The sequence below is a fragment of the Streptosporangium sp. NPDC003464 genome, from assembly GCF_053588315.1.
This window is the reverse complement of sequence record NZ_JBSFPS010000150.1, coordinates 1-24,243: the sequence shown is the minus strand read 5'-3', so window position 1 is coordinate 24,243 and position 24,243 is coordinate 1. Positions and strand designations below refer to the sequence as shown.

The window sequence follows — 24,243 nt, the reverse complement described above, 5'->3', positions numbered from 1 at the left end:
CTCCAGGACGGCGGCGGGAGCCCGGACGGGCTCGGCGGGGCGGAGGGTGTAGGCGGTGCAGGCCGCTGCGGCGACGGTCGGACCCGTCTGCTGGCCGGACAGGCCCTGATGTCCCCCTGTCGGTCCCGTCCGGTGGTCCGGGAGCTCCTGGTGCCCCCCGGCCGGGCCCGCGCGGTGGAGCGGGGCGGCCTGTCCCGGCCCCGGGGCGGGGTCGCGGTGCTCGACCTTGAGCTTCCAGGCGAGCTGCGCGGCACCGTAGGCGACGACGATCTTCGGGTCGTCGTAGGTCCGCACCCGGTCCCCGAGCCGCTCGCGCACGACCTTCTGCACCAGCGGCATCCGGCTGGCCCCGCCGGTCATGAACACCGCGCCCAGGTCGTCCTCCTGGATCCCGGCTCCGCGGATCGTCTCGTCCAGGATGTCGACCGTCTTGACGATCTCCCCTCCGATGAGGTCCTCCAGGTCGGCCCTGCTGATGTGCACGTCCTCGTTGATGCCGACCACGTAGTGGGAGGAGGTGTCGAACTTCGACAGGGCCTCCTTGGCCTCCCGTGCCATCTTGAGCAGGTCGGCCCCGTAGCTGACGTAGCGCCGCTCCGGGTTGGTGGTCACCTGCTGCCACCACTCGGGGTCGAGGCGCTCGATCTGCGCGCCGAGGAAGGCGAACACCCGCTCGTCGAACCCCTCCCCGCCGATCTCGTCGCTGCCGCCGGGCTCGCCGAGGACCTTGAAGTCGCTGCCCTCCACCGTGAGCACGGCGGCGTCGAAGGTGCCGCCGCCGAGGTCGTAGACGGCCAGGTGCGACCCGCCGGCCGCCCGGCCGGCCGAGGCGAAGTAGCGCGCCGAGGCGACGGGCTCGTCGATGAGCACGATCCGCACGCCGCGCACGACCTTCCTGGCCGCCGCCAGGAGGACGGCCTTGCGCTCGGCCCCCCAGGCCACCGGGTGGGTCAGCGCGACGCAGTCGGGCGCCGCCCCGTCGAAGCGCCGCCGCCCCTCGCTGACGAACAGCTCCAGCAGCGCCGCCATGGCGTCGGTCACGTCCACCGGGACCCCGCCGAGCAGCATCCTGCCGCGGCCGACGTAGCGCTTGGGGTTGCGCTCGACACGCTCGGGACTGATCGCGATCCCCCGCTGGGCGATCCGGCCGGCCACCAGCGTCCCGCGCTCGTCGAGCATGACGGCGGAGGGAATGCGCCGCTCCCCTTCGACCTCCAGGATGTCGAAGCGCCCTTCGGCGGCTATCACCCCGGCGGAGAAGCTCGTCCCGAGATCGACACCGAGGCACCACTGTGCCATTTCCACTTCCTCTCAGATGCGGACCCGATCATCCCGCATCCACGGGCCGTCCCGGACGCGGGCGGGCACACCGGGAACGGTCCAGGGACCGTATGAGGATCATCGGGGTGGGTGCGGGGCGGGAGACCGCGCTCCCGCGGACCGCGGGGACTGCGTGATCTCTCCGTCGGCCGGCGGCCCGGCCGTCAGGTGCCGCCGGTCCCGCTGTCGGGGCGGACGGCCAGGGCGGCGAGGACGCGGGCGAACTCCGGCGGCGGGGCCACCACCAGCCGGGTCTGGCCGTCCTGGCTGACCAGGTCGGCCCGGATCAGGCTGAGCCGGCCGTCGTGCCACCAGTAGACCTGCGGACTGAGCGCGCCCTCGCCCCGGTCGTACTCGCGCTGGGCGAACAGCCGCAGCCGTTCGATCGCGCGGACCACGCCGATGCCCTCGACCGCGTGGACGACCAGCGCGGACGGCTCGGGCAGCGCGACGAGCACGCCGTCGGCGGGGACGGTCAGGTAGTCGTCCAGACGGCGCAGGTGGGCGGCGGCGTCCGCGACGGGGCCGCTCAGCCGCCGGATCGCCACGCCGCCGAGGTCGGCCTCGGTGAGCGAGAGCGGCTCGTCGCCGTAGACGTTGTCGGCCGCCAGATCCAGCGCCTGGGCGGCGGTGATCGGCCAGCAGCCGACCTCCTCGGGACGGAGCGGGCGGCCGGCGGCGCCGTGGCCGACGGTGAGCACCTCGACCAGGTCGGTGCTGATGTGACGGCCGACCACCCGGGCCGCGCCCAGATCGTCGTCGAGCCGGACGCGGGTGCGCAGCAGCGGGCGGACCTGGGCCAGGTCGCAGGCGTCGAACGGCTCGTCCACCGTGGCCAGGGCGTGGGACAGGTGCTCGGAGACGAGCATCGGCCAGTCCTCCCGCGAGCGCCGGCGCGCCTCCGCGTGCAGCCCGGCCAGCCGCACCACGATCCGGCGGGGGCCCGACATCGTCAGCGCGCCGCCGTCGGGGGCGAAGGAGCAGGTGTAGCCGAGGGTGTCGGCGACCAGCGCGAGCAGGGAGTCGAGGTCCACCTCTTCGACCGGGCGCGGCGGCCTGTCCGCCTGCCGGCCACGGTGCCGGTTGGCCTGCCGGTCACGATGCCGCCGGAACAGCCTCACGCGCGCATCCCCTCTGCCGGTTTCCTCCTAGGTCCGCACCTAGATTGCCCTCACGGGCTCGGTGGTTGAGCCGGTCAGAGAGCACGATTGTGCATCAATAGCACCAAGTGCCCCTAGCAGCACACTGAGCTGTGGTGATCCGTGTCCTACCGGGAGCCCCGCTATCACCGGCACTCCGAGCGGCGCGAGCCTCTCCTCCAACGTCGGATAGGGGTCGCCGCAGCCTTCCCAGGAACCCAGGACGAACCCGGCGGCCCCGTCCAGTGAACCCGACTGGAGCAGCTGGGTGAGCATCCGGTCGATCCGGTAGGGCTGCTCGGCGACATCCTCCAACAGTACGATCTGCCCGTGTGCCCGCAGCTCGTAGGGGGTGCCGCACAGCGCGGCCAGCAGGCTGAGGTTGCCTCCGGTGACCGGGGCGACGGCCCTGCCGGGGACGATCACCCGGTCGCCGGTGATCGGCGCCGGGGTGCCGAACAGGGCGTCGGTGAAGTGGGTGAAGCCGCTGGGCTCGGGGCCCGCGGGATCGCTGATCGTGGCGCAGGCGGGCATGGGCCCGAACCAGGAGGCCACGCCCAGCTCGACGGCGAACGCCCGGTGCAGCGCGGTGACGTCGCTGGAGCCGACCAGCGTCTTGGGGCCGGCCGCCCGCAGCGCGTCCCAGTCGAGCAGGCCGAGGATCCGGGTGGCGCCGTAGCCGCCCCGGGCGCAGACCACCGCGCTCACGGCGGGATCGCACCAGGCCGCCTGCAGGTCGGCGGCCCGGGCGGCGTCGGATCCGGCCAGGTAGCGGTCGCGGTCGAGCACGTGGGCGCCGGTGACGACCTTCAGGCCGAGCTCCTCGAGAACGCGCACGCCGCGCGCCAGCCGTACCGGGTCGGGAGGGCCGCACGGAGTGACCACCGCCACCGTGTCGCCGGGGCGGAGCCGGGGCGGGACGACCATGCCCGCCGGCCGGACCGGGATCGAGGCGGCCGGTTCGTTCACTCCTCAAACGGTGCCACACTGGGCTCACATATGCGACCTCCGACCCACATCCTCGTGGTCAACGGGATCAAGGTCCGCCAGCCGGTGTTCGTGCTCGCCGCCCCTCACTCCGGCGCGGATCTGCTGGCCCGTGCCCTGAAGCGTTCTCCCGGCTTCCACGTCACGATGGGGCGCCCCTCGGTGGCCCATGTCGTGTACGCCTTCGCCCGGCGCCCGTCCATCGCCGGCCGGGGCATGGGCGCCACCCGCGTGCTCCGCGATGCCATGGCCGAGGCCTGGCAGATCGTCCCGGGCGCGTGCCGTGACTGCCCGGCGCCGTGCCGGGAGGCGGGCGGGGTGACCGGGGAGGGCCCGTGCGCGGCCCCCGGCGCGGTCGCCCGGTTCGGCGACGCCAGTCCCGACCTGATCTACAGCGCCTCGGTGCTGCTGCAGGCCTTCCCCGACGCCCGGTTCATCCAGCTCATCAGGGACGGCCGCGACGTGGCCGCCGACATGCTGGCCGACCCGGCGGCCCTGTCGTGGTTCAAGCCGGTCATGCTGAGCGACGAGACGGAGTTCCCCAACCCCTTTCTCGGGGTCAACTCCGCCGAGCACCGCGACCGCTGGAAGGCGATGCCCACGGCCGGCAAGTGCGCGCTGCGCTGGCGCAGCGCGGTCCGGCTGTCGGCCACGCTCCACCGGGAGCTCCCCCGCGGGCAGCTGCTGACCCTGCGCTACGAGGACCTGGTCTCCTCGCCGGCCGAGACGGTGGAGGGGCTCTCGGGCTTCCTGGAGACGCGGGTCTCCAAGGTCGCCCTGTACGGCAGGGACGCGCCGAAGGTGGGCGCCTGGCGCACCCGGCTCCGGGGCGAGGACGCCGGGCTGGTGGAGAAGGTCGCCCGCGAGGAGCTCGGCCGCCTGGGCTACCGATGAGCCGCCCGGCTCACTCCGGGCTGAACTGCGTGCGGTAGAGCTCGGCGTAGACCGCGCCCCTGGCCAGCAGCTCGTCGTGGCGGCCCCGCTCCACGATGCGGCCGTCGTGGACCACCAGGATCTGGTCCGCCTCCCGGATCGTGGACAGCCGGTGCGCGATGACCAGTGAGGTCCGCCCGGCCAGCGCGGTCTTCAGCGCCTGCTGCACCGCGGCCTCGGACTCGGAGTCCAGGTGCGCGGTGGCCTCGTCGAGCACCACCACCCGGGGCGCCTTGAGCAGCAGCCTGGCCAGGGCCAGGCGCTGCTTCTCCCCGCCGGACAGCCGGTAGCCCCGGTCGCCCACCACGGTCTGGAGCCCCTCGGGCAGCCCCTCGACCAGATCGGCGATCTGCGCGGCGCGCAGCGCCTCCCAGATCTCCTCGTCGGTGGCCCCGGGCCTGGCGTAGGCGAGGTTGGCGCCGATGGTGTCGTGGAACATGTGGGCGTCCTGCATGACCACGCCCACGGTGTCGCGCAGGGAGTCGAGGGTGGCCTCGCGCACGTCCAGGCCGTTGATGCGGACCGCGCCCTCGTCGACGTCGTAGAGGCGGGAGACCAGGCTCGTGATGGTCGTCTTGCCCGCGCCGGAGTGGCCGACCAGCGCGACCATCTCGCCGGGGCGGGCGGTGAAGGTGATCCCGCGCAGCACCTCCTGGCCGGGCCCGGTGTCGGGCCGGGCCACCGCCTCCAGGGAGGCCAGCGACACCTCCGAGGCCGCCGGGTATCTGAACCGGACGTCGTCGAACTCGACGGAGGCCGCCCCGGACGGGACGGCGCGGGCGCCGGGTCGCTCGGCGACCATGGGCCGCAGGTCGAGCACCTCGAAGACCCGGTCGAAACTGACCAGCGCGGTCATCACGTCGACGTGCACGTTGGACAGGCTCGTCAGCGGGCCGTACAGGCGCATCAGGAGGGCGGCGAGCGCGACGAGGGTGCCGAGCTCGAAGACGCCGTCGACGGCCAGCAGGCCGCCCGCGCCGTACACCAGGGCGGTGGCCAGCGCCGCGACCAGGCCGAGCGCGACCCGGAAGACCGTCCCGTACATTCCGACGGTGACGCCGACGTCGCGCACCCGTCCGGCCCGGCGGCCGAAGGCGGCGGCCTCCTCGTCCGGCCGGCCGTACAGCTTGGCGACCATCGCGCCGGCGACGTTGAAGCGCTCGGTCATCATGGAGCTCATCTCGGCGTCGAGCTCCATCTGCTCGCGGGTGAGCCCGGACATCTTCCTGCCGACCCATTTGGCGGGGAAGATGAAGATCGGCAACAGCACCAGGGCGACGGCCGTGATCTGCCACGACAGCACCAGCATGGCGCCCAGCACCAGCACCAGCATGACCACGTTGGACACGACCGAGGACAGCGTGCTGGTCAGCGCCCGTTGCGCGCCGATCACGTCGGTGTTCAGCCGGGAGACCAGGGCGCCGGTCTGGGTCCGCATGAAGAAGGCCACGGGCATGCGCTGCACGTGGTCGAAGACCTCGGTCCGCAGGTTGTAGATCAGGCCCTCGCCGATCCGGGCCGAGAACCAGCGCTGGGCCAGGGTGAGCGCCGCGTCGGCCACCGCCAGGAGCGCGATGACCACCGCGAGGGCGACCACGACCCCGGGCCGCGCCGGGGTGATGCCGTTGTCGATGATCGCCTTCATCAGCAGCGGGTTGGCGATCACGATGCCCGAGCCGATCACGACCAGCGCCAGGAAGGCCGTGATGTGCCGGGAGAAAGGCCGCGCGTATCGCGCGATGCGTCTGACCGTGCCCGGCGCGAGGCGCTCCTTGGTCACGGAGCTGTCGCGCCGCAGCGAGCGCATCGCCTGCGGGCCGAACCCGCCACCCATCATCGCCATCTGGCCTCCTCTCCCGGTGCGAGCACCGGGAGAGGCATCTCCATTCCCCCGTCAGCTTCCGGCGAACAGCGCTCTGATCCGCACGACCTGCTCCTGCCGTTCGGCGGCGCACTGCTCCTCCAGTGTGCGCCCGGAGGCTCCCTGGAGCAGCCGCTTGGTAGCCGTCGCCGCGTCGCGGCCGGTGGCCAGCAGCGCGGCGGTCAGGTCGCGTACGGCTCCCGCCAGGTCCTCCGGTGCGACCACCAGCTCCGCCAGCCCGATCCTGGCCGCCTCCTGTGCTCCCACGGTCCGGGCTGTGAGACAGATCTCGACGGCACGGGACAGGCCCACGAGGTCGACCAGCGGCTTGGTGCCGGTCAGGTCGGGGACCAGCCCGAGCGCGGGCTCTTTCATGCACAGTTTGGCGTCGTCGGCGAGAACACGCAGGTCACAGGCGAGAGCAAGCTGGAACCCGGCACCGATCGCGTGACCCTGGACGGCCGCGACGGAGACGATGTCCGGACGTCGCAGCCACAGGAAGCCCTGCTGCGCCTGCGCTATCCGCTGCTCGAAGGCCGAGCTGTCGAGTTTCGCGGAGGACGCGAACGAGCCCTGACCGGGAACCCCCTCGGGGGTGAACATCCGCAGGTCGATGCCTGCCGAGAAGGACGGCCCCTCACCTCTGACCACGACGACCCTGACCTGCTGCGGCAGGTTGTCACCGATCTGAGCCAGCGCCGACCAGGTCGCGAACGTCTGAGCGTTCCTCTTGTCCGGCCGGTCCAGCGTGATCGTCGCGATCTCACCGTCCACCTCGTAGCGCAGACCGACCTCCTCGAGGGAGATCTTCTCCGCACTCCCCCCGAACGCCACTTCCGCCATCGCTCGCTCTCCCACCTGTCATCTTCCGTCTCGCCCGAGCCTATCGATTCTCTAGAATGAGGTTCTACAGGCCCGGGCGGGACGTCTCAGCGTAGGGACGAGCGGCTGCGGACGCGCGTTCCGAGGCGGGGTCAGCGCTTTGACTTACCTCGGGTGGCGCCGCCGCGCCCGCGCAGAGTCACACCGGACTCGCTCAGGATGCGGTGGATGAAGCCGTACGACCGGCCGGTCGAAGCGGCCAGCGCCCGGATGCTCTCACCGGCGCTGTAGCGCTTCTTTAGATCGGCGGCCAGTTTGTCGCGATCGGCCCCGGTGACCCGGGTGCCTTTCTTAAGAGTCTCGGCCACGAGTACCTCCTGTAGTGCCAGACTTCCGCAGCGTTACTCACGCCATGATCAGTCATTTCAGCGAGATCGGCTACCTACTCCATGGGAAAAGATCCGTACCCGCTCAAATTAAGATCAGGCAAGTGCCACAAGATCGGAAAATTCGTCGCTCCAAGCGTCTTCAACTCCGTCAGGCAGCAAGATCACCCTATCGGGTTGTAGAGCCTCGACAGCACCCTCATCGTGCGTGACGAGCACAATTGCCCCAGAATAGGACCTTAGCGCCGAAAGGACCTGCTCTCGACTGGCCGGATCGAGGTTGTTGGTGGGCTCGTCGAGGAGCAGGACGTTGGCCGCCGACAGCACCAGGGTGGCCAGGGCCAGCCGGGTCTTCTCGCCTCCGGACAGCACTCCGGCGGGCTTGTCGACGTCGTCGCCGGTGAACAGGAACGAGCCCAGGACCTTGCGGAGCTCCACGTCGGCGAGCATCCCCCCGGCCGAGCGCATGTTCTCCAGGACCGTCCGGTCCGGGTCGATCGTCTCGTGCTCCTGGGCGTAGTAGCCCAGCTTGAGTCCGTGGCCGGGCCGGACGGCGCCGGTGTCGGGCTCCTCGATGCCGCCCAGGATGCGCAGCAGGGTGGTCTTGCCCGCGCCGTTGAGGCCCAGGATGACGACCCTGGTCCCCTTGTCCACGGCCGCGTCCACGTCGGTGAAGACCTCCAGCGAGCCGTAGGACTTCGACAGGCCCTGGGCGGCGATGGGGGTCCGCCCGCACGGCGCGGGCTCGGGGAAGCGCAGCTTGGCGACCCTGTCGCCGCGCCGCTCGACCTCCAGGCCCGACAGCAGCCGCTCGGCGCGGCGCTGCATGTCCTGGGCGGCCTTGGCCTTGGTGGCCTTGGCCCGCATCTTGTCGGCCTGCGACATCAGCGCCGAGGCCTGCTTCTCGGCGTTGGCGCGCTCGCGCTTGCGGCGCTTCTCGTCGGTCTCCCGCTGGGCCAGGTAGGTCTTCCAGCCGACGTTGTAGGTGTCGATCGTCGCGCGGTTGGCGTCCAGGTGCAGAACCCTGTTTACCGTCGCTTCAAGAAGCCCGACATCATGGCTAATAATGATCAAGCCGCCCTGATGCGATCGTAAAAAATCACGAAGCCACCCGATTGAGTCTGCATCGAGGTGGTTTGTCGGCTCGTCAAGGAGGAGAGTCTCCGCCCCGCTGAAGAGGATCCGCGCCAGCTCCACCCGCCTGCGCTGCCCTCCCGACAGGGTCTCCAGCGGCTGGCCGAGCACCCGGTCGGGCAGCCCGAGGCTGGAGGCGATGGAGGCCGCCTCCGACTCGGCGGCGTATCCGCCCAGGACGTGCAGCCGGTCCTCCAGGCGCCCGTAGGCGCGCACCGCGCGGTCCCGCCTGCGCTCGTCGGCGGAGGCCATGCCGAGCTCGGCCTCGCGCAGTTCGCGGAGCACCTCGTCCAGCCCGCGCGCGGACAGGATGCGGTCGCGGGCGAGCACCTGCAGATCGCCGGTGCGCGGGTCCTGCGGGAGATAGCCGACGGCCCCGGTGGTGGAGACGGTGCCCGCCGCGGGCACCCCCTCACCCGCGAGCACCCTGGTCAGGGTGGTCTTGCCGGCGCCGTTGCGGCCGACGAGACCGATCTTGTCACCGGGGTTCACCCGGAACGACGCACCCTCGATGAGCAGCCGGGCCCCGGCGCGCAATTCGATGTCAGAAGCTACGATCATGGTTGGAGAACACTCCCAGACTGGAAATCAACCGGCTCACCTCGCTGTGGCCGAACCGCCGCGCCCCGTCTCCCGGCTCCCGGCTCGGCTCTCTCGCCTCATCAGGGCGGCGTCAATCGGAAGTGCGCATACCGATCAGTGTACGGCGCACACATGGCCGCTCACTCCTTGATTAACCGGGGTCGGTCACCTTGATGCGGACGGCTCGGAACTGACCGGGGGTCTCACGCAGCACGGCCAGCCGGGGGTCGGGGACCGTCAGGAACGGCCCGGTCTCCAGTTCGAAGATCGGGGCGAGCCTGCGGTCGGGCCGCAGCGCGTCGACCGCACGCCGGTCGCCGCCCAGGACCACCGCCTCCAGCTCCGCCAGGTGCGGGCCGAGGACGCGCAGCGCCACCTCGGCCGCCGCGTCGTGCGCCCGGCCGGCCTGGTTCTCCCTGCGCCGGGCGAAGCGCTGCTGCGACCAGCCCCCCGCCGCGCTGCGGCCGTGCACCGGCCGCGATCCCACCTTGGAGGAGACGAGCATGTCACCCTGGAATATTCCCGCCGCGTGACCGCCGAGCCGCACCAGCAGCACGCCGACCCGGCGCTCGCGGCGCGCGTGGGTGATGAGACGCGCCAGCGGCCCGCCGCCGGAGGGGCTCAGCGGCGGGAACGGCACCTGGCACTCGGCCACCGCCCCGTCGGCGCCCAGCAGCCGCACGACCTCGTCGCCGGCCGTCACGCTCGGCGGCCCGTGCCGCTCGACGAAGCCGTCCACCCAGCGGCCGAGGCGCTCGGGACCGACCGAGACCCAGCGACCCCCGCCCTTGGCGGGTCGTGACGTCATGGAAGGCGACACTACCGGGTGGCCGCCCCGCGGCACGGATCCGCCGGTGGCCGGCTCCAACGAACAGCGAAATATCGGTGAACATCACCGAACGTGGCTTATGTGATTGCTGAGCGTGCCGCATTCTCTGTACGTGGCGAGTCGAACGCACCTCCTCACGGCCTCCGCAGCGGCCACCGTGGACATCACACCGATCGTCGACCTCGACACGGGGGGCGTCATCGCCCTCCAGGCGGTCGGCGACCATCATGGGAGCGTCGCCTCCCTCGCTGGAACGCTCCTGGGCGCCGCCAGGAGCGAGCTCCTGCTCCCACTGGTCCTCGGCCTGCCCGCAGAGGCGGTGATCGGCGGTTCGGCCGCCCTGGCGCCGCTCCACGAGGCGCTGCGCGTGTCCGGCCGGCGCCCCCGCGAAGTGATCCTCATGCTCCGGGGCGGCTTCTCCGAGACCGAGCGCCGGGCCCTGATCACCGGGCTGGACGGGCTCCGCGCCATCGGCTATCTGATCGCGGTGGGCGACCTGGGAGCCGGTCACATCCCGATGGACCTGCTCACCGACGCCATGCCGTACCTGGCGGTGCTCTCCCCCGAGCTCATCGCGCGCGTCCCCGGCGATCCGCGCCGCACGGCGCTGGCCGAGGCCCTGGCCGGGCTCGCCCGGCAGGTGGGCGCCCACGTGCTGGCCCCGGGCGTGGCCGAGGAGGCGCAGCTCGCCACGGTCCGCGGCTGGGGGGTACGGCTGGCGCAGGGCCCGCTGCTGGTCCCGGGCCCCTCCGGCCGGGTCCACGTGCCGCTGCCGGTCCTCACCCGCGAGCCGGAGCGGGCCCTGCTCGGCCCCCGGGTCCAGGAGTTCCTCCTGCCCGCGGTGACCCTCCCCCACGAGGCCACCGCCGAGGAGGTGGTCCGGGCCTTCGGCGGCGAGCCCTCCATCACCAGCGTGATCCTGGTCGACGAGTACCAGCGCCCGATGGGCAGCCTCGACCGCAGCCGCTTCCTGCTGTCCATCGCCAGCCGCTTCGGCCACGCCCTGCACGGCAAGAAGCCCGCCGGGCGCCTGGCGGACTCCGTCCGCGCGGTCCCCAAGACCACCCCCGCCGTCGCCGCCATGCAGGTCGCCGGACGCGACGCCGAGCGCGTCTACGACGACCTGGTCGTCGTGGACGAGGTCGGCCGGTGCATGGGGATCGTCCGGGTGGCCGACCTGATCCGCCAGATGGCCATGGAGCGGTAGGGGGTCCGGAGGTCCGGCGCGGCAGTCGGCCGTGCGGGACCTCCGGGCCCGGCCTTTACGTTGTAGATTTCCCCGCGGGCGTCCCGGCCCGCTCCGCGGCGCCGGTGGTCCGCGCGGACCCGGCGGTCAGGCCGTCCGCGGGCCCGGGTCGCGGGCGGAGCCGTCCGGCGGCCTCGACGGCGCCCTCCCCTGTCTCGGACCTCGGCCCCGTCCCGGACATCGACCTCCGCGATCACCCGTCCAGCGCCGCCCTGGCGGCGAGCACCGCCAGGCGGCCCGCCGAGGCGGGCGGGGTACGGCCGGCGATCAGGTGCCTCCTGACGGCCGCGTACGGCACGTCCACCAGCGCGAAGGTGATCCGTTCCAGGTTCTCCGGGGTCTCCGCGCCGAAATAGCGCGCGCTCAGCGCCGAGAGCGCGGCGGCGAGGTCGGCGTTCAGGGCGGCCAGGTCCCCCGCCAGCTCCGTGGGCCAGGCGGCCAGCAGGTCCTCGTGCCGGTGGAGCAGGAGCAGCCGCGCCTCCCGGAGGTTGTCCGCCGACCAGCCGACCACGTACGAGACGGCCGACTCCGCCGCCGCGTGCGGGTCGGCCCGTCCCGCCGCGCGCAGGTAGCCCTCCTGGAAGCGGCGGGCGGCGCGCATCCACAGGTGCGCCACCAGCAGGTCCCGGGAGGCGTAGCGGTGGTAGATCGACCCGCTGGGCGCGCCCAGCCTCGCGGCGATCGCCGAGATCGTCACGGCCCCCTGCCCGCCCTCGGCCACGAGCTCCGCCGCGGCGTCGAGTATCTGGTCGTTGCTGAACTTCGCTGGTCGTCCCACCCGAGGCACGGTAGCGCCTGGCCGGGCGGCGCCGCCCCGCGAGCGCACCGGCGGGCGGAAGCGATCACAGGGCCCACCAGGAGAGATACCGCCCTGAATACCCGTATGCTACGACTTAGGGTTACCTAAGGTGAGTTGATCGGGAGTGGCATATGGCAGATGACCGGCCCGCGCGCAAGACGACTCGCGGCGAGGTGAAGCGGGTGGAGTGGCTCACCCCGCACATGATCCGGGTGGTCCTGGGCGGCGACGGGCTCGCGGGGTTCGGCGCGGGCGAGTTCACCGACCACTACGTGAAACTGCTGTTCGCCCCGCACGGGGTGACCTACCCGGCGCCGTTCGACCTGGCGGCCGTCCAGCGCGACCTGCCCCGCGAGCAGTGGCCGACCACCCGGACCTACACCGTCCGCGCCTGGGACCCGGAGGCGGTCGAGCTGACGCTCGACTTCGTCTACCACGGCGACAGCGGTCTCGCCGGCCCCTGGGCGGCCCGGACGCGGCCCGGCGACGAGATCCACTTCTTCGGTCCCGGCGGCGCCTACGCGCCCGACCCGGAGGCCGGCTGGCACCTGATGGCGGGCGACGAGAGCGCGCTGCCCGCCATCGCCGCCTCCCTGGAGCGCCTGCCCGCCGGCGCCCTGGCCCATGTGTTCCTGGAGGTGGCCGGGCCCGAGGAGGAGCAGCCGCTGGACACCCCCGGCGACGCGAAGATCACCTGGCTGCACCGGGGCGGCTCGCCGGCCGGCGAGCCGCTGATCGCCGCCGTGCGCGGACTCGACTTCCCCCCGGGCGCCCTGCACGCCTTCGTCCACGGGGAGGCCGGCTCCGTCCGGGAGCTCCGCCGCCACCTGCGGACCGAGCGCGGCATCCCGCTGTCGCAGCTGTCCATCTCCGGCTACTGGCGGCTCGGCCGCGACGACGAGGCCTGGCGCTCCTCCAAGAAGGAGTGGAACCGGCAGATCGAGGAGGAGGAGGCCGCGGCGCTGTCGGCCTGAGGCGCGGCGCCGCCGTCCCGGCCCGCGCCGCCGTGCCCCGACGGCCGCGCGGAGCCGGTCCGGATCAGAGCCAGCCCTGGGCCTGGGCGTGCTGGACGGCCTCCATGCGGTTGCGGGCACGGGTCTTCTGGATGGCCGAGGACAGGTAGTTGCGGACCGTCCCCTCCGACAGGTGCAGGCGCGCGGCGATGTCGCCGATGGTGGAGCCGCCGGCCGAGGCGGCCAGGACGTCGCGCTCGCGGGGGGACAGCGGGTTGGGCCCCGCGCTGAGCGCCATGGCGGCCAGCCCGGGGTCGACGACCCGCTCCCCGGCGCGGACCCGGCGGACGGCGGCGGCGAGCTCGCGCGCGGGGCTGTCCTTGACCAGGAAGGCCGCCGCGCCCGCCTCCATCGCCCGGCGCAGGTAGCCCGGCCGGCCGAAGGTGGTCAGGATCACGATGTGGCAGCCGGGCAGGGCCTCGCGGATCCGCGCCCCGGCGGTGATGCCGTCACCCCCGGGCATCTCGATGTCGAGCAGCGCGACGTCCGGCCTGGTGCGGAGCGCCACGGTGAGCGCCTCCGGCCCGGAGGCGGCCTCCCCGACCACCTCGATGTCGGGCTCCAGGCCCAGCAGCGAGGCGAGCGCCCCGCGGACCATCGCCTGGTCCTCGGCCAGCAGGACCCGGATCATGTCCCCGCCTCCCCGGCCGCCGGGACCGCGACCCTGAGCGCGAAGCCGTTCCCCCGCGGCCCGGCCGACACCGTCCCGCCCACCGCCTCCACCCGCTCGGTCAGCCCGTTCAGCCCGCTGCCCGGGCCGTACGGCGCCGCCCCACGTCCGTTGTCCACGATCTCCAAGGTAGTGGCCCGCCCGTCATGGGTGATCGCGATCTCGCAGTGGGTCGCCCGCGCGTGCCGCATGACATTGGTGGTCCCCTCGCGCACCGCCCAGCCGAGCAGCCCGTCCAGGACTCCGGGTGGCGGCGTCCCGGCGAGCCGGACCGTCACCTGCGTCCCCGCCGCCTCCAGCGCGGCGCGCGCCCCGTCCAGCTCCGCCGAGAGGTCCCGCTGCCGGTAGCCGCTGACGGCCTCGCGCACCTCGACCAGCGCCTGCCTGGCCACCGTCTCGATGTCGCGGATCTCCGCCACGGCGCGCTCGGAGCCGTTCTCGGCCAGCCGCCCGGCCAGCTCGCTCTTCAGCACGATCAGCGACAGGCTGTGGCCGAGCAGGTCGTGCAGGTCCCGGGCGATCCGCAGCCGTTCCTCGCCCGCGGCCAGCCGCGCCACCTCCTGCTGCGCCCGGCGGAGCCGGACCACCAGTATCCGGGTGCCGCGCACGCTCATGAACAGGACGCCGAGGGTGACGACCTGGAAGACGAGCACCAGGGTGCTGGCCGGGTCGTGCTCGTACAGCAGGCCGGCCAGCACGACGACGGTGCCCATCGCCAGCATGGCGAGCGTCGCCGGCAGGGGGCCCAGCGCCATGCTGTAGACGACGGTCGTGTAGACCGGCAGGCTCAGCCAGCTCCCGCCGAAGAGGAAGGGCAGGCAGACGGCCAGGACCGTGGTGGCGCCCATGAAGCCGTAGGTCAGCGGGGACAGCGCGCCGTACTCCCGCGGGGACAGCGCAGTGGTGAGGAAGCAGGCGACGTAGGCGGCCAGCCCGAGGGCGCCCCAGAACGCCTCCGCGCCGGTCAGCTCGCCGCTGACGATGTCCAGCACCGGGAAGCACAGATACACCAGGCCGACGGACATCCCCGCCAGCCGCCGCCGACGGGACGGGCGCTCGTCCATCCCCGTCCCGCCGAACGTGAAGACCCGGTTGATCCTCATCCCCGCACGGTGGCCCGGCGGTAGGCGGCCAGCGCGACCGCGCCCAGCCCGACCGCCCAGGCGCCGACGGTCAGGGCGTCGGACAGCGGCACCCCGTGCCCGGCGATGATGCTCCGCCCCATGTCGGCGTAGCTGAAGGACGGCATCACGTGCGCGACGGCCCGCATCGTCGAGGGCAGGGCGTCCACCTGGAACCAGAGCCCACCCAGGGCCGCCAGCCCGAACGTCCCGATCACCGCCACGGGCTGCCCGGTGTCGGGCGGCAGCAGCGATCCGATGGTCAGCCCCAGGGCGGCGAACGGGACGGCTCCCGCCCACATCACCAGGATCAGCGCGGCCCACCGCCCCGGCGGGAGCGAGACGCCCTGGGTGAGCACGGCGGCGGCGCAGACGAGCAGGATGGAGGGGAGCACCAGCAGCAGCGCGGTGACCAGCTTGGTCACGATGATCGTCCGGTTGGCGAGCGGGGTGACCTGCAACTGACGGAGCCAGCCGCTCCGCCGTTCCTGCGCCCACGGTACGGCGGTGCTCATCATCGAGGCGGCCAGCGCGCCGTAGGCGCTCATCGAGACCATGAGGGCGGCGCCCGCCCCCACTCCCCCGGCTCCGTAGAGGTTGGCGGACAGCAGGTAGAAGGCGACGGGGAAGGCCACCACGAAGATGACGTAGCGCTTGTTGCGCAGCATCCGCAGCGCCTCGACCTTGATGTAGCCGGGCATCACACCTCCTGGGTGAGCGTGAGGAAGGCGTCCTCGAGGTCGGCACCGGTGATCCGCAGGTCGCGGATGTCCAGCGAGGTGCCCCTGTAGAGGGCGGTCACGGTGGCGTCGGGGTCGGCGGTGCGCAGCGTGGCCAGGCCCGCGTCGAGCTCCACGGCGGTGACCCCGGGCAGCGCGTCCAGCCCGGCGGCGGCCTGCCCGCCCAGGGTGAAGCGGACCGTCTGCCCGCCGGCCCCCGCCTTGATCTGCGCGGCGGTTCCGTCGGCCACGACCCGGCCCCGGGCGATCACGATGACCCGGTCGGAGTGCTCGTCGGCCTCCTCCAGGTAGTGGGTGGCGAACAGCACGGTCCGGCCCCCGGCCGCGTAGGCGCGCATGCCCTCCCAGAACCGCAGCCGCGACTCCACGTCCATGGCCGCGGTGGGCTCGTCCAGCACCAGCACCCGGGGGGCTCCGGCGATGGACAGGGCGAACCTGACCCGCTGGGCCTGGCCGCCGGACAGCCTGTCGGCGCGCCGCCGCGCCAGGTCGGTGAGGTCGGCCGTCCGAAGGATCTCGTCGAGGCCGAGCGGCCGAGGGTAGAGCCGCCGGACGAAGTCCACCAGCTCGCGGACGGTGAGCTCAGGGATGAGCTCACCGCTCTGCAGCATGGCGCCGACCTCGCCCCGGGCCACCGCCTCCTCCGGTGGGCTCCCGAGCACCTCGACCCGTCCCCGGGTCGGGCGGAGCAGGCCGAGCAGCATGCCGATCGAGGTGGACTTCCCGGCCCCGTTGGGGCCGAGCAGGGCGACGGTCCGGCCGGCCTCGACGGTGAGGTCGAGGCCGTCGACGGCGAGCACGTCCCCGTATCTCTTGCTCACGTCGGTGAAGGCGATGGCGTTCATGCGCTCAACGCTAGAAGCGCCCGGCCGCCGCCGTCAGTGTCTGTGATCCAGGTTCGGCGGTGACATTTGTCAGATCGGGGACGGGGCGCCGCTCAGAGGCGGCAGGCGAAGATCGCGGTGACCAGGATGGCCTTGGCGCCGATCTCCCAGAGCTGGTCCATCACCTGCTGGTGCCCCTTGCGCGGCACCATGGCGCGGACGGCGACCCAGCCCTCCCGGTGCAGGGGGGAGACCGTGGGGCCCTCCATGCCGGGGGTGAGGGCGATGGCCTCCTCGATCCGCTCGACCCGGATGTCGTAGTCCATCATCACGTAGTCGCGCGCCACCAGCACGCCCTGCAGGCGGCGGACGAGCTGCTGCAGTCCCGGGCTCTGCGGGCCGTCGACCTGCCTGATCAGCACGGCCTCGGAGCGGGCGATCGGCTCGCCGAACACCTCCAGGCCCATGTTGCGCAGCGTGGTGCCGGTCTCCACGACGTCGGCCACGGCGTCGGCCACGCCCAGCCGGACCGCGGTCTCGACCGCGCCGTCCAGCTTGATCACCCGGGCCTCGATGTCCTGCTCGACGAGGTAGGACTCCAGCAGGCCGGCGTAGGCGGTGGCGATGCGCTTGCCCTTGAGGTCGGCGACGGAGGAGAACCCGCCCGGGTCGGCGGCGAAGCGGAAGGTCGACTTGCCGAAGCCGAGCGGCAGGATCTCCTCGACCTGCGCGCCGGAGTCGCGGAGCATGTCACGGCCGGTGATCCCGGCGTCCAGGGTGCCCTCGCCGACGTAGACGGCGATGTCCTTGGGGCGCAGGAAGAACAGCTCGCAGGAGTTGTCGGGGTCGACGACCACGAGCTCCTTGGTGTCCTTGCGCGCGCGGTATCCGGCTTCTTTGAGTATCGTCTGGGCGGCCTCGGTGAGGGCGCCCTTGTTGGGGACGGCGAGACGCAGCATGGCGTGGAGATTCCTTACGTGGATGTTGGTTCCTACGAGGCTGGAGCCGGGCGCACCGGTTCACAGATGCTTGTAGACCTCGTCCAGCCCGATCCCTTTCGCAATCATGAGAACCTGCACGTGGTAGAGGAGCTGGGAGATCTCCTCGGCGGCCCGCTCGTTCGACTCGTGCTCGGCCGCCATCCAGCTCTCGGCGGCCTCCTCCACGACCTTCTTGCCGATGGCATGGACCCCGGCGTCCAGTGCGGCCACGGTCCCCGAGCCCTCGGGACGGGTGCGCGCCTTGTCGGACAGCTCGGCGTACAGCTCTTCGAAGGTCTTCATGATCTCTCTCGGCATCGTCGGATGTGCCCTCCCAGAGTAATGGGCCGCCGGGCCCGCGTGGATGCGCGTCCACGCTCTGGACATGGATTGGCGGTCCACGGGTCATCCGTTGACGCGGCGGAGCACCGGGCGGGAAGGCGACCGCCGCCCAGGCCCCGCCGCACGAGCTCCAGCTCGCCCGTCCACGGCTCCGTGCTGTCGCTGACGACGGCCACGGCCCCGCCCTGGACCGTGGACAGCCGGTCGGCGTGGACGTGGCGCAGCGTGCACCACAGCGGCTTGCGGCGGCCGTCGCCGCCGACCGCCGCCCAGGAGGTGACCCGCCGGCAGTCGTGGGCGGGACCCGGGCCGCACGCTCGACCGTGAGGTGCACCTCCATCCGCCCGTCAGAGCCGGAACGGCTTAGACTCCTGCGACGAGCCGATCATGCTCTCTCCTCCGTCCCCCCGCCCGAGGAACCATGAGAACCGTCTTCACGGCGACCGTCGCCACCGCCTGCCTCCTGCTGGTCACGCTTCCCCCCACCGCCGCCGCGGGCACCGCGGGCACCGCCGCCGCCGCGGACACCGCCGCGCGGCCGTACTGCAACGAGAAGCATCCGCCCAAGAACCGGTACTACTACAAGCACAGGAACCACTGGGACTGCGTCGGCGAGCATCTCACCTGCTCCAGGGAGCAGCGCGGAGCCTACGGCTACTCGATGAACCACGCCCCGCACAGTCGCAAGCTCAAGTGCGTCTTCTGGACGGACGCCTACCGCTGGAAGCCGGTCCGGACGGGCTAGGCGGACCGGCCGGTGGTCAACGTCGCCCGCCTCGGCCGGGCGGTCACGGTGGCGCCGACCGCGCCGTGACAGCCCCGCCCGCAGCGTCACGGACGGACGGGCGCGGCCCTCACGCACCGACGACTCCTCGGGCGCCGCGGCGGGCCCGGCTCTCGCCGGCACCCCCCGGTACCGTGGGAAGGGCGCGGCCCTCACACGCCGGCGCGCCGGCCGCAATCACGGAGCGGGCGGGTGGCCCTCCCTGGGGGCGCTGTTCCAGACCGGGAGGGCGAGCGCCGCATCCATGCGCCGCAGCTCGTCGCGGTGCAGCGCGCTCAGGCGCGCCAGGACCCGCTCCCCCTCCGCCGTCAGCAGCACCCGGACCGCCCTGCCGTCGCTCGGATGCGCCTCCCGCGCCACGAGTCCCTGCCCCTGTGCCCGATCGACCAGTTCGACCACGCTGTGGTGGCGCAGCTGGAGCCGGTCGGCGAGCTCCCGCACGGTCGCCCACTCCCGGTCGGGGAACCCCTTCAAGACCAGCATCAGCTGATACTGCTGCGGGGTGAGGCCGTTCCTGCGCACCATCTCCTCGCCGAGACGCAGATAGCGGCGGATCCCGGAGCGGAAACGGGCCAGCGCCTCGAAATCCTGCTTCGTCAGGGGTTCGAACGCCGCGCTCTCGTCCTCGACCGCCTCCGCGACATGCCGCGGCTGCCCGGGCTCTCGATTCACCACGGCACAAGCGTATCGTGACACGACATATCGGCGGCGCGGTGACACTCCTGCCCGCCCCCGGGAGGCGCCCCGCGACGTCCGCCGTCCGCGACGGCCCACCCCCATTTCACAAAAAGGACATATCGGATATTTATATCGGGCTACGATAGAAAAGTCCGGGTGGGCGGAGACGAGGAGACCCCGCCCGGCGGACGGACATCTCCGGGAGGTGTGCCGTTCATCGGTCCACGGTGCCTCCGGCCGCCGGGAGAGCTGGATCAGCGGGATCGGTGGCAGACACGGGAGGATGAAATGAGCACTTTCGTCATCTCCACGCTGGCGGCGGTCCTCGCGCTGGGCGCGGTGGGGCTCAGGGCCAGCGTACGGATCGTCAAGCAGTTCGAGCGGGGCGTCGTCTTCCGGTTCGGGCAGGTCCGCCCCGGGACCCGCGGCCCCGGACTCGCCCTGATCGCGCCGATCGCCGACCGTCTGCACAAGGTCAACATGCAGATCGTCACCATGCCGGTGCCTGCCCAGGACGGCATAACCCGTGACAACGTGACGGTTCACGTGGATGCCGTCATCTACTTCCGGGTCATCGACCCGGTGCGTGTGACCGTCGACGTCCAGGACTACGAAGCCGCCATCCGTCAGGTCGCGATGGCCTCGCTCCGTTCGATCATCGGCAAGAGTGACCTGGACGACCTGCTGTCCAACCGGGAGCGGCTCAACCAGGGCCTGGAACTGATGATCGACAGCCCTGCCGTGGGCTGGGGGGTGCACATCGACCGCGTCGAGATCAAGGACGTGGCGCTGCCCGACTCGATGAAGCGGTCCATGTCACGGCAGGCCGAAGCGGAACGTGAACGGCGCTCCCGCATCATCACCGCCGAGGGGGAGCTGCAGGCCTCGGAGAAGCTCGCCCAGGCCGCCGAGACGATGGCCGCGCACCCCGCCGCGCTGCAACTGCGCCTGCTCCAGACCGTCGTCGAAGTCGCCGCCGAGAAGAACTCCACCCTCGTGCTGCCCTTCCCCGTCGAGCTGCTCCGCTTCCTGGAACGGGCGACACCCGCGGAGACCGACCGGGCCGCCCCGGAGGTCACTCCCGACTCCACCCCGGAGACCGCCCCGGAGCCCGCTCCGGCGCTGCCGACCGGCCTGTCGGCACCGGCCGGCCAGCAGTTCCTCGACCGGACCGCGCATGACGGCGTAGGCGCCGACCGGTAGGCTCCGCCACGTCCGCGCCACCCGGACGCCGCCCGGGGCGCGGGTCCCCGGGCATGACGGAGGGGCCGGCACGGCCACTGCCGTACCGGCCCCTCCGTCGGTCAACCGGTGGATCGGCCGCCGTGGCGGCCCGCAGACGTGATCAGCGGCCGTGACCGCCCGTGCCGTGCCCGCCCTGGCGCCCGCCGCGGAAGCCGCCGCGCGCGGCGCCGCGGCCGTCACCGCGGCCCTCGGAACGGCCCTCGGCGCGGAACGGCTCGCCGCTGCGGTAGCCGCCGCCCTGGCGCTCGCCGGAGCGGTAGCCGCCGGAACGGTCGCCGCGGAACGGCTCGCGGTCGCCCGCGGGACGGTCGGAGCGGTAACCACCGCCGGAACGGTCACCGCGGTAGCCGCCGCCGGAGCGGTACTGGCCGCGCAGGTCGCTCACGTTGCCGCTGTTGCCGCGCTCGCCGCCGCGGCCCTCGTCGCCGTAGGAGCGCTCGCGGGGCTGGTGGCCCTCGCCGCCGTGGCCGGGACGGTCACGGAAGCGGCGCGGACCCCGGCCGCCGCCGTTGCCGCCGAACCCACGGCGCTCGCGCTGCTTGGCGGCCGGAGCCGAGGGCTCCCAGACCGGGATCGGCTCGCCGCTGGGCTGGCGGGCGCCGGCGACCTCCTCCAGGCGCGGGTGGCCCGGGGTGGCCTTGAGGCGGAAGGGCTTGATGCCCGCGCGGCGGGTCATCGCGTCGGTGGAGCGGCGCTCGTTGGGGAGCACCAGCGTCATGACGGTGCCCTTCTCCCCGGCGCGGGCGGTACGGCCGCCGCGGTGCAGGTAGCTCTTGTGGTCCTGCGGCGGGTCGACGTGCAGCACCAGGCTGATGTTGTCGACGTGGATGCCGCGGGCCGCGACGTCGGTGCAGACCAGGACGTTGATCGCACCTTCCTTGAACTCGGCCAGGATGCGGGTGCGCTGGTTCTGGCGCTTGCCGCCGTGCAGGCCGCCGGCCTTGATGCCGACCTGGGCCAGCTGCTTGCACAGGCGGTCCACTCCGTGCTGGGTGCGCACGAAGATGATGGTCCGGCCCTCACGGTTGGCGATCTCGGCGGTCACCGGGAACTTGTCGTCGCGGTGCACCTCCAGCACGTGGTGCTCCATGGTGTCGACCGAGGAGGCGGCCGGGGCCATGGAGTGGGTCACCGGGTCGGTGAGGAAGCGGCGGACGAGCTTGTCCACGTCACCGTCGAGGGTGGCGGAGAACAGCAGGCGCTGGCTGTCGGCCGGGGTCTGCTGCAGGATCGCGCTGACGACCGGGAAGAAGCCCAGGTCGCACATGTGGTCGGCCTCGTCCAGGATGGTCACCTGGACCTCGTCCAGCGTGCACTCGCCCTGCTGGATCAGGTCGGTCAGCCGGCCCGGGGTGGCCACGACGACCTCGACGCCGCGGCGCAGCGCCTCGATCTGCCGGCCCATGGACATGCCGCCGACGACGGTCTTCATCCGCAGGGACAGGCCGCGGCCGAGCGGCTCCAGCGCATCGGTCACCTGCATGGCCAGCTCACGGGTGGGCACCAGGACGACGGCGAGGGGGCGGCCCGGGCGGGCCTTGCCGCCGGCGATGCGGGCCATCATGGGCAGGCCGAAGGCCAGCGTCTTGCCCGAGCCGGTCTGACCGCGGCCCAGGACGTCGCTGCCGGCGAGGATGTCGGGGATCGTCGCGCGCTGGATGGGGAAGGGGCTGTCGATGCCCTGGCGGGAGAGCCCGGTCACCAGCGGCTTCGGCAGGCCGAGGAGGGTGAACTCGGACGGCCCGGCGGGAACCTCGGGGATGCCGGTGATTTCGGGCAGGGCAGCGTCAAGCATGGTCACGAAGGTTCGTGCCTTTCGATAGAAGAACGGGGGCACGTCACTTCTGCGAAAGGACGAGCCTGGAACGCGCGGCCTGAGGCCGCGCTCGATCAACGCCCGATTAGGGGGCGGTGGTGCGGTGCAAGTCGAGGCGCACCGCACGGGGCGGGTCTAGCTTACCCGCACGCAGTCAAACCACGATCAAGCATACCCGGCCTTCGCAGCGCCAGGTGATCCGGGGCGTCCGACATGATGTGGACGCTTGTCCGTTGGTGGAGGCAACACTCCGAGCCGGGCTTTTCTTCCCGGCTCCGGGCATCCTCTCACACAATTCAGCACGGCCCGCACCAGTCAGGTGCGAGCCGTGCCGGGAAAAAGGGGGGTCAGACGTTGAAGCCGAGCATGCGCAGCTGCTCACGCCCGTCGTCAGTGATCTTGTCCGGACCCCACGGCGGGAGCCAGACCCAGTTGATCTTGACGTCGGAGACCATGCCGTCCAGGGCGGAGTGCGCCTGGTCCTCGATGACGTCGGTCAGCGGGCAGGCCGCGCTGGTCAGCGTCATGTCGATGGTGGCGATCGGCGGGGCACCGGCCTCGGCGGCGTCGAGGTTGACCCCGTAGATCAGCCCGAGGTCGACGACGTTGATGCCGAGCTCGGGGTCGACCACGTCCTTGAGGGCCTCCATGACCTCGTCAAGGGTGGTCTCCCCGTCGTACGCCGCGGTCGGCGTCTCAACAGGCTTGCTCATGTAGAACTCCTCACAACCGCGTCCTTGTAGGCCATCCAGGCCAGCAGCGCGCACTTGACCCGGGCCGGGAACTTGGCGACCCCGGCGAACGCCACCGCGTCCCCGAGGACCTCCTCGTCCGCCTCGACCTGGCCCCTGCTCTGCATGAGCCGGGTGAACTCCTCCACCACCGCGAGCGTCTCGTCCACGGTCGAGCCGGCGGTCAGCTCGTGCAGCACCGAAGCCGCGGCCTGGCTGATGGAGCAGCCCTGGCCGTCGTAGGAGACGTCCTCGACCTTGCCGCCGTCACCCAGCTTCACGCGCATGGTGATCTCGTCACCGCACGTCGGGTTCACGTGGTGGACCTCGGCGTCGTACGGGTCGCGCAGGCCCCGCCCCTGGGGGTGCTTGTAGTGCTCCAGGATCAACTCCTGGTACATGGACTCGGCGATCATCTCAACTGCTCCGGCATGGCTAGGCGAACACCTTCTGCACGTGGTGGAGGCCGCGGACCAGGGCGTCGATCTCGGCCGGGGTGTTGTAGAGATAGAAGGACGCCCGCGTGGTCGCGGGAATCCCGAACCTCAGGTGCAGCGGGCGGGCGCAGTGATGCCCCACGCGCACTGCCACGCCGAAGTTGTCATCCAGGATCTGCCCAACGTCGTGCGGGTGAATCCCCTCAAGGGTGAACGACACCGTGCCACCGCGCCGGTCCAGGCTCTCCGGGCCGATCACCTTCAGGCCGGGGATCTCACCCAGCGCGCCGAGCGCGTACCCGGTGAGCTCCCGCTCGTGCTGGACGACGGCGTCCATGCCGATCGCCGACAGGTAGTCCACCGCGGCGCCGAGCCCGATGGCCTCGACGATCGGCGGAGTGCCCGCCTCGAACTTGTGCGGCGCGGGGGCGTAGGTCGAGTGGTCCATCCAGACCGCCTCGATCATCTCCCCGCCGCCCATGAAGGGGGGCATGGCCTCGAGCAGCTCCCCGCGGCCCCACAGCACGCCGATCCCGGAGGGGCCGACGACCTTGTGCCCGGTGAAGGCCAGGAAGTCCACGCCGAGCGCGGCGACGTCCACCTGCTGGTGGGGCACCGACTGAGAGGCGTCCAGCATCATCAGCGCCCCGACCTGGCGGGCCCTGGCGAGCACCTGGTCGACCGGGTTGACCGTGCCGAGCACGTTGGACTGGTGCACGATCGAAACGATCTTCGTGCGCTCGGTGATCAGCTCTTCGAGGTTCGACAGGTCCAGGCGGCCCTCGTCGGTGACCGAGAACCACTTCAGCGTGGCGCCGGTGCGC

Annotated in this window: 25 protein-coding genes; 5 read left to right on the top strand and 20 right to left on the bottom strand. The window is 72.2% G+C overall.

The features are described from left to right. From ACWDS7_RS28895 to ACWDS7_RS28885, 3 genes are all read right to left on the bottom strand, one after another. A partial coding sequence (locus ACWDS7_RS28895) for an Hsp70 family protein (protein WP_451931828.1) occupies positions 1 to 1,299 on the bottom strand: 1,299 nt, incomplete at its 3' end. 185 nt (positions 1,300 to 1,484) lie between these two features. Next, positions 1,485 to 2,441 carry a hypothetical protein gene (locus ACWDS7_RS28890; protein ID WP_451931827.1) on the bottom strand — a complete coding sequence of 319 codons (957 nt, stop codon included), beginning with the start codon at positions 2,439 to 2,441 and terminating at the stop codon, positions 1,485 to 1,487. Positions 2,442 to 2,480: 39 nt separating this feature from the next. Beyond that, positions 2,481 to 3,428, bottom strand: coding sequence for a S66 peptidase family protein (locus ACWDS7_RS28885; RefSeq protein ID WP_451931826.1), 948 nt, complete (start codon positions 3,426 to 3,428; stop codon positions 2,481 to 2,483). Between the two features lie 30 nt (positions 3,429 to 3,458). Here ACWDS7_RS28885 and ACWDS7_RS28880 point away from each other — a divergent pair, with 30 nt between their 5' ends. After that, positions 3,459 to 4,340 carry a sulfotransferase family protein gene (locus tag ACWDS7_RS28880; protein ID WP_451931825.1) on the top strand — a complete coding sequence of 294 codons (882 nt, stop codon included), beginning with the start codon at positions 3,459 to 3,461 and terminating at the stop codon, positions 4,338 to 4,340. Between the two features lie 10 nt (positions 4,341 to 4,350). Here the strand turns inward: ACWDS7_RS28880 and ACWDS7_RS28875 are convergent, their stop codons facing one another. The 5 genes from ACWDS7_RS28875 to ACWDS7_RS28855 all read right to left on the bottom strand — a co-directional run bounded on the left by ACWDS7_RS28875 (position 4,351) and on the right by ACWDS7_RS28855 (position 9,972). Next, positions 4,351 to 6,222, bottom strand: a complete 1,872-nt coding sequence (locus ACWDS7_RS28875; protein WP_451931824.1) for an ABC transporter ATP-binding protein — start codon at positions 6,220 to 6,222, stop codon at positions 4,351 to 4,353. A 51-nt stretch (positions 6,223 to 6,273) separates the two neighbouring features. Then, on the bottom strand, positions 6,274 to 7,083 hold the full coding sequence (locus ACWDS7_RS28870) for an enoyl-CoA hydratase/isomerase family protein (RefSeq protein WP_451931823.1): 810 nt from the start codon (positions 7,081 to 7,083) through the stop codon (positions 6,274 to 6,276). A 131-nt stretch (positions 7,084 to 7,214) separates the two neighbouring features. Then, on the bottom strand, positions 7,215 to 7,430 hold the full coding sequence (locus ACWDS7_RS28865) for a helix-turn-helix domain-containing protein (protein ID WP_012892441.1): 216 nt from the start codon (positions 7,428 to 7,430) through the stop codon (positions 7,215 to 7,217). Positions 7,431 to 7,544: 114 nt separating this feature from the next. Further along, complete coding sequence (locus tag ACWDS7_RS28860) at positions 7,545 to 9,143, bottom strand: ABC-F family ATP-binding cassette domain-containing protein (RefSeq protein ID WP_306868918.1); 1,599 nt, start codon at positions 9,141 to 9,143, stop codon at positions 7,545 to 7,547. A gap of 172 nt (positions 9,144 to 9,315) precedes the next feature. Continuing rightward, positions 9,316 to 9,972, bottom strand: coding sequence for an acVLRF1 family peptidyl-tRNA hydrolase (locus ACWDS7_RS28855; protein ID WP_451931822.1), 657 nt, complete (start codon positions 9,970 to 9,972; stop codon positions 9,316 to 9,318). 133 nt (positions 9,973 to 10,105) lie between these two features. Here ACWDS7_RS28855 and ACWDS7_RS28850 point away from each other — a divergent pair, with 133 nt between their 5' ends. Next, the gene (locus ACWDS7_RS28850) at positions 10,106 to 11,200 is read left to right on the top strand and encodes an EAL domain-containing protein (RefSeq protein ID WP_451931821.1); all 1,095 of its coding nucleotides are present in this window, start codon (positions 10,106 to 10,108) and stop codon (positions 11,198 to 11,200) included. Positions 11,201 to 11,432: 232 nt separating this feature from the next. On the opposite strand, the gene ACWDS7_RS28845 is transcribed toward ACWDS7_RS28850, so the two are convergent. Beyond that, positions 11,433 to 12,017, bottom strand: coding sequence for a TetR/AcrR family transcriptional regulator (locus tag ACWDS7_RS28845; protein ID WP_451931820.1), 585 nt, complete (start codon positions 12,015 to 12,017; stop codon positions 11,433 to 11,435). A 152-nt stretch (positions 12,018 to 12,169) separates the two neighbouring features. On the opposite strand from ACWDS7_RS28845, the gene ACWDS7_RS28840 reads away from it, so the two are divergent. Continuing rightward, the gene (locus tag ACWDS7_RS28840; RefSeq protein WP_451931819.1) at positions 12,170 to 13,012 is read left to right on the top strand and encodes a siderophore-interacting protein; all 843 of its coding nucleotides are present in this window, start codon (positions 12,170 to 12,172) and stop codon (positions 13,010 to 13,012) included. 64 nt (positions 13,013 to 13,076) lie between these two features. On the opposite strand, the gene ACWDS7_RS28835 is transcribed toward ACWDS7_RS28840, so the two are convergent. From ACWDS7_RS28835 to ACWDS7_RS28810, 6 genes are all read right to left on the bottom strand, one after another. Continuing rightward, positions 13,077 to 13,682, bottom strand: coding sequence for a response regulator transcription factor (locus ACWDS7_RS28835; protein WP_306868908.1), 606 nt, complete (start codon positions 13,680 to 13,682; stop codon positions 13,077 to 13,079). After that, entirely contained in the window at positions 13,679 to 14,824 is a 1,146-nt protein-coding gene (locus tag ACWDS7_RS28830; RefSeq protein ID WP_451931818.1) for a sensor histidine kinase, read from the bottom strand. Before ACWDS7_RS28830 ends, ACWDS7_RS28835 begins: the two co-directional genes overlap by 4 nt. After that, the gene (locus ACWDS7_RS28825) at positions 14,821 to 15,543 is read right to left on the bottom strand and encodes an ABC transporter permease (protein ID WP_451931817.1); all 723 of its coding nucleotides are present in this window, start codon (positions 15,541 to 15,543) and stop codon (positions 14,821 to 14,823) included. Before ACWDS7_RS28825 ends, ACWDS7_RS28830 begins: the two co-directional genes overlap by 4 nt. Then, positions 15,543 to 16,427: an ABC transporter ATP-binding protein gene (locus ACWDS7_RS28820; protein WP_451931816.1), complete on the bottom strand. Its 885-nt coding sequence runs from the start codon at positions 16,425 to 16,427 to the stop codon at positions 15,543 to 15,545. Before ACWDS7_RS28820 ends, ACWDS7_RS28825 begins: the two co-directional genes overlap by 1 nt. A gap of 92 nt (positions 16,428 to 16,519) precedes the next feature. Then, on the bottom strand, positions 16,520 to 17,365 hold the full coding sequence (gene hisG / locus ACWDS7_RS28815) for an ATP phosphoribosyltransferase (protein ID WP_306868900.1): 846 nt from the start codon (positions 17,363 to 17,365) through the stop codon (positions 16,520 to 16,522). A 60-nt stretch (positions 17,366 to 17,425) separates the two neighbouring features. Further along, entirely contained in the window at positions 17,426 to 17,689 is a 264-nt protein-coding gene (locus ACWDS7_RS28810) for a phosphoribosyl-ATP diphosphatase (protein WP_012892448.1), read from the bottom strand. 460 nt (positions 17,690 to 18,149) lie between these two features. On the opposite strand from ACWDS7_RS28810, the gene ACWDS7_RS28805 reads away from it, so the two are divergent. Then, positions 18,150 to 18,473, top strand: a complete 324-nt coding sequence (locus ACWDS7_RS28805) for a hypothetical protein (protein WP_451931815.1) — start codon at positions 18,150 to 18,152, stop codon at positions 18,471 to 18,473. A 216-nt stretch (positions 18,474 to 18,689) separates the two neighbouring features. Here the strand turns inward: ACWDS7_RS28805 and ACWDS7_RS28800 are convergent, their stop codons facing one another. After that, complete coding sequence (locus ACWDS7_RS28800; RefSeq protein ID WP_306868896.1) at positions 18,690 to 19,187, bottom strand: MarR family winged helix-turn-helix transcriptional regulator; 498 nt, start codon at positions 19,185 to 19,187, stop codon at positions 18,690 to 18,692. A gap of 291 nt (positions 19,188 to 19,478) precedes the next feature. Between ACWDS7_RS28800 and ACWDS7_RS28795 the strand changes: the two genes are divergently transcribed. Continuing rightward, the gene (locus ACWDS7_RS28795; RefSeq protein WP_451931814.1) at positions 19,479 to 20,393 is read left to right on the top strand and encodes a slipin family protein; all 915 of its coding nucleotides are present in this window, start codon (positions 19,479 to 19,481) and stop codon (positions 20,391 to 20,393) included. A gap of 142 nt (positions 20,394 to 20,535) precedes the next feature. Here ACWDS7_RS28795 and ACWDS7_RS28790 read toward each other — a convergent pair whose 3' ends face one another. From ACWDS7_RS28790 to ACWDS7_RS28775, 4 genes are all read right to left on the bottom strand, one after another. Beyond that, on the bottom strand, positions 20,536 to 22,230 hold the full coding sequence (locus tag ACWDS7_RS28790; protein ID WP_451931813.1) for a DEAD/DEAH box helicase: 1,695 nt from the start codon (positions 22,228 to 22,230) through the stop codon (positions 20,536 to 20,538). A gap of 368 nt (positions 22,231 to 22,598) precedes the next feature. After that, positions 22,599 to 22,964, bottom strand: a complete 366-nt coding sequence (locus tag ACWDS7_RS28785; protein WP_306868891.1) for a metal-sulfur cluster assembly factor — start codon at positions 22,962 to 22,964, stop codon at positions 22,599 to 22,601. Then, positions 22,961 to 23,398 (bottom strand): Fe-S cluster assembly sulfur transfer protein SufU, encoded by a 438-nt coding sequence (sufU, locus tag ACWDS7_RS28780; RefSeq protein WP_306868889.1) that lies wholly within the window; start codon positions 23,396 to 23,398, stop codon positions 22,961 to 22,963. Before sufU ends, ACWDS7_RS28785 begins: the two co-directional genes overlap by 4 nt. Positions 23,399 to 23,417: 19 nt before the next feature. After that, positions 23,418 to 24,243, bottom strand: an 826-nt coding sequence (locus ACWDS7_RS28775) for an aminotransferase class V-fold PLP-dependent enzyme (protein ID WP_451931812.1), incomplete at its 5' end; no start/stop codon positions are given.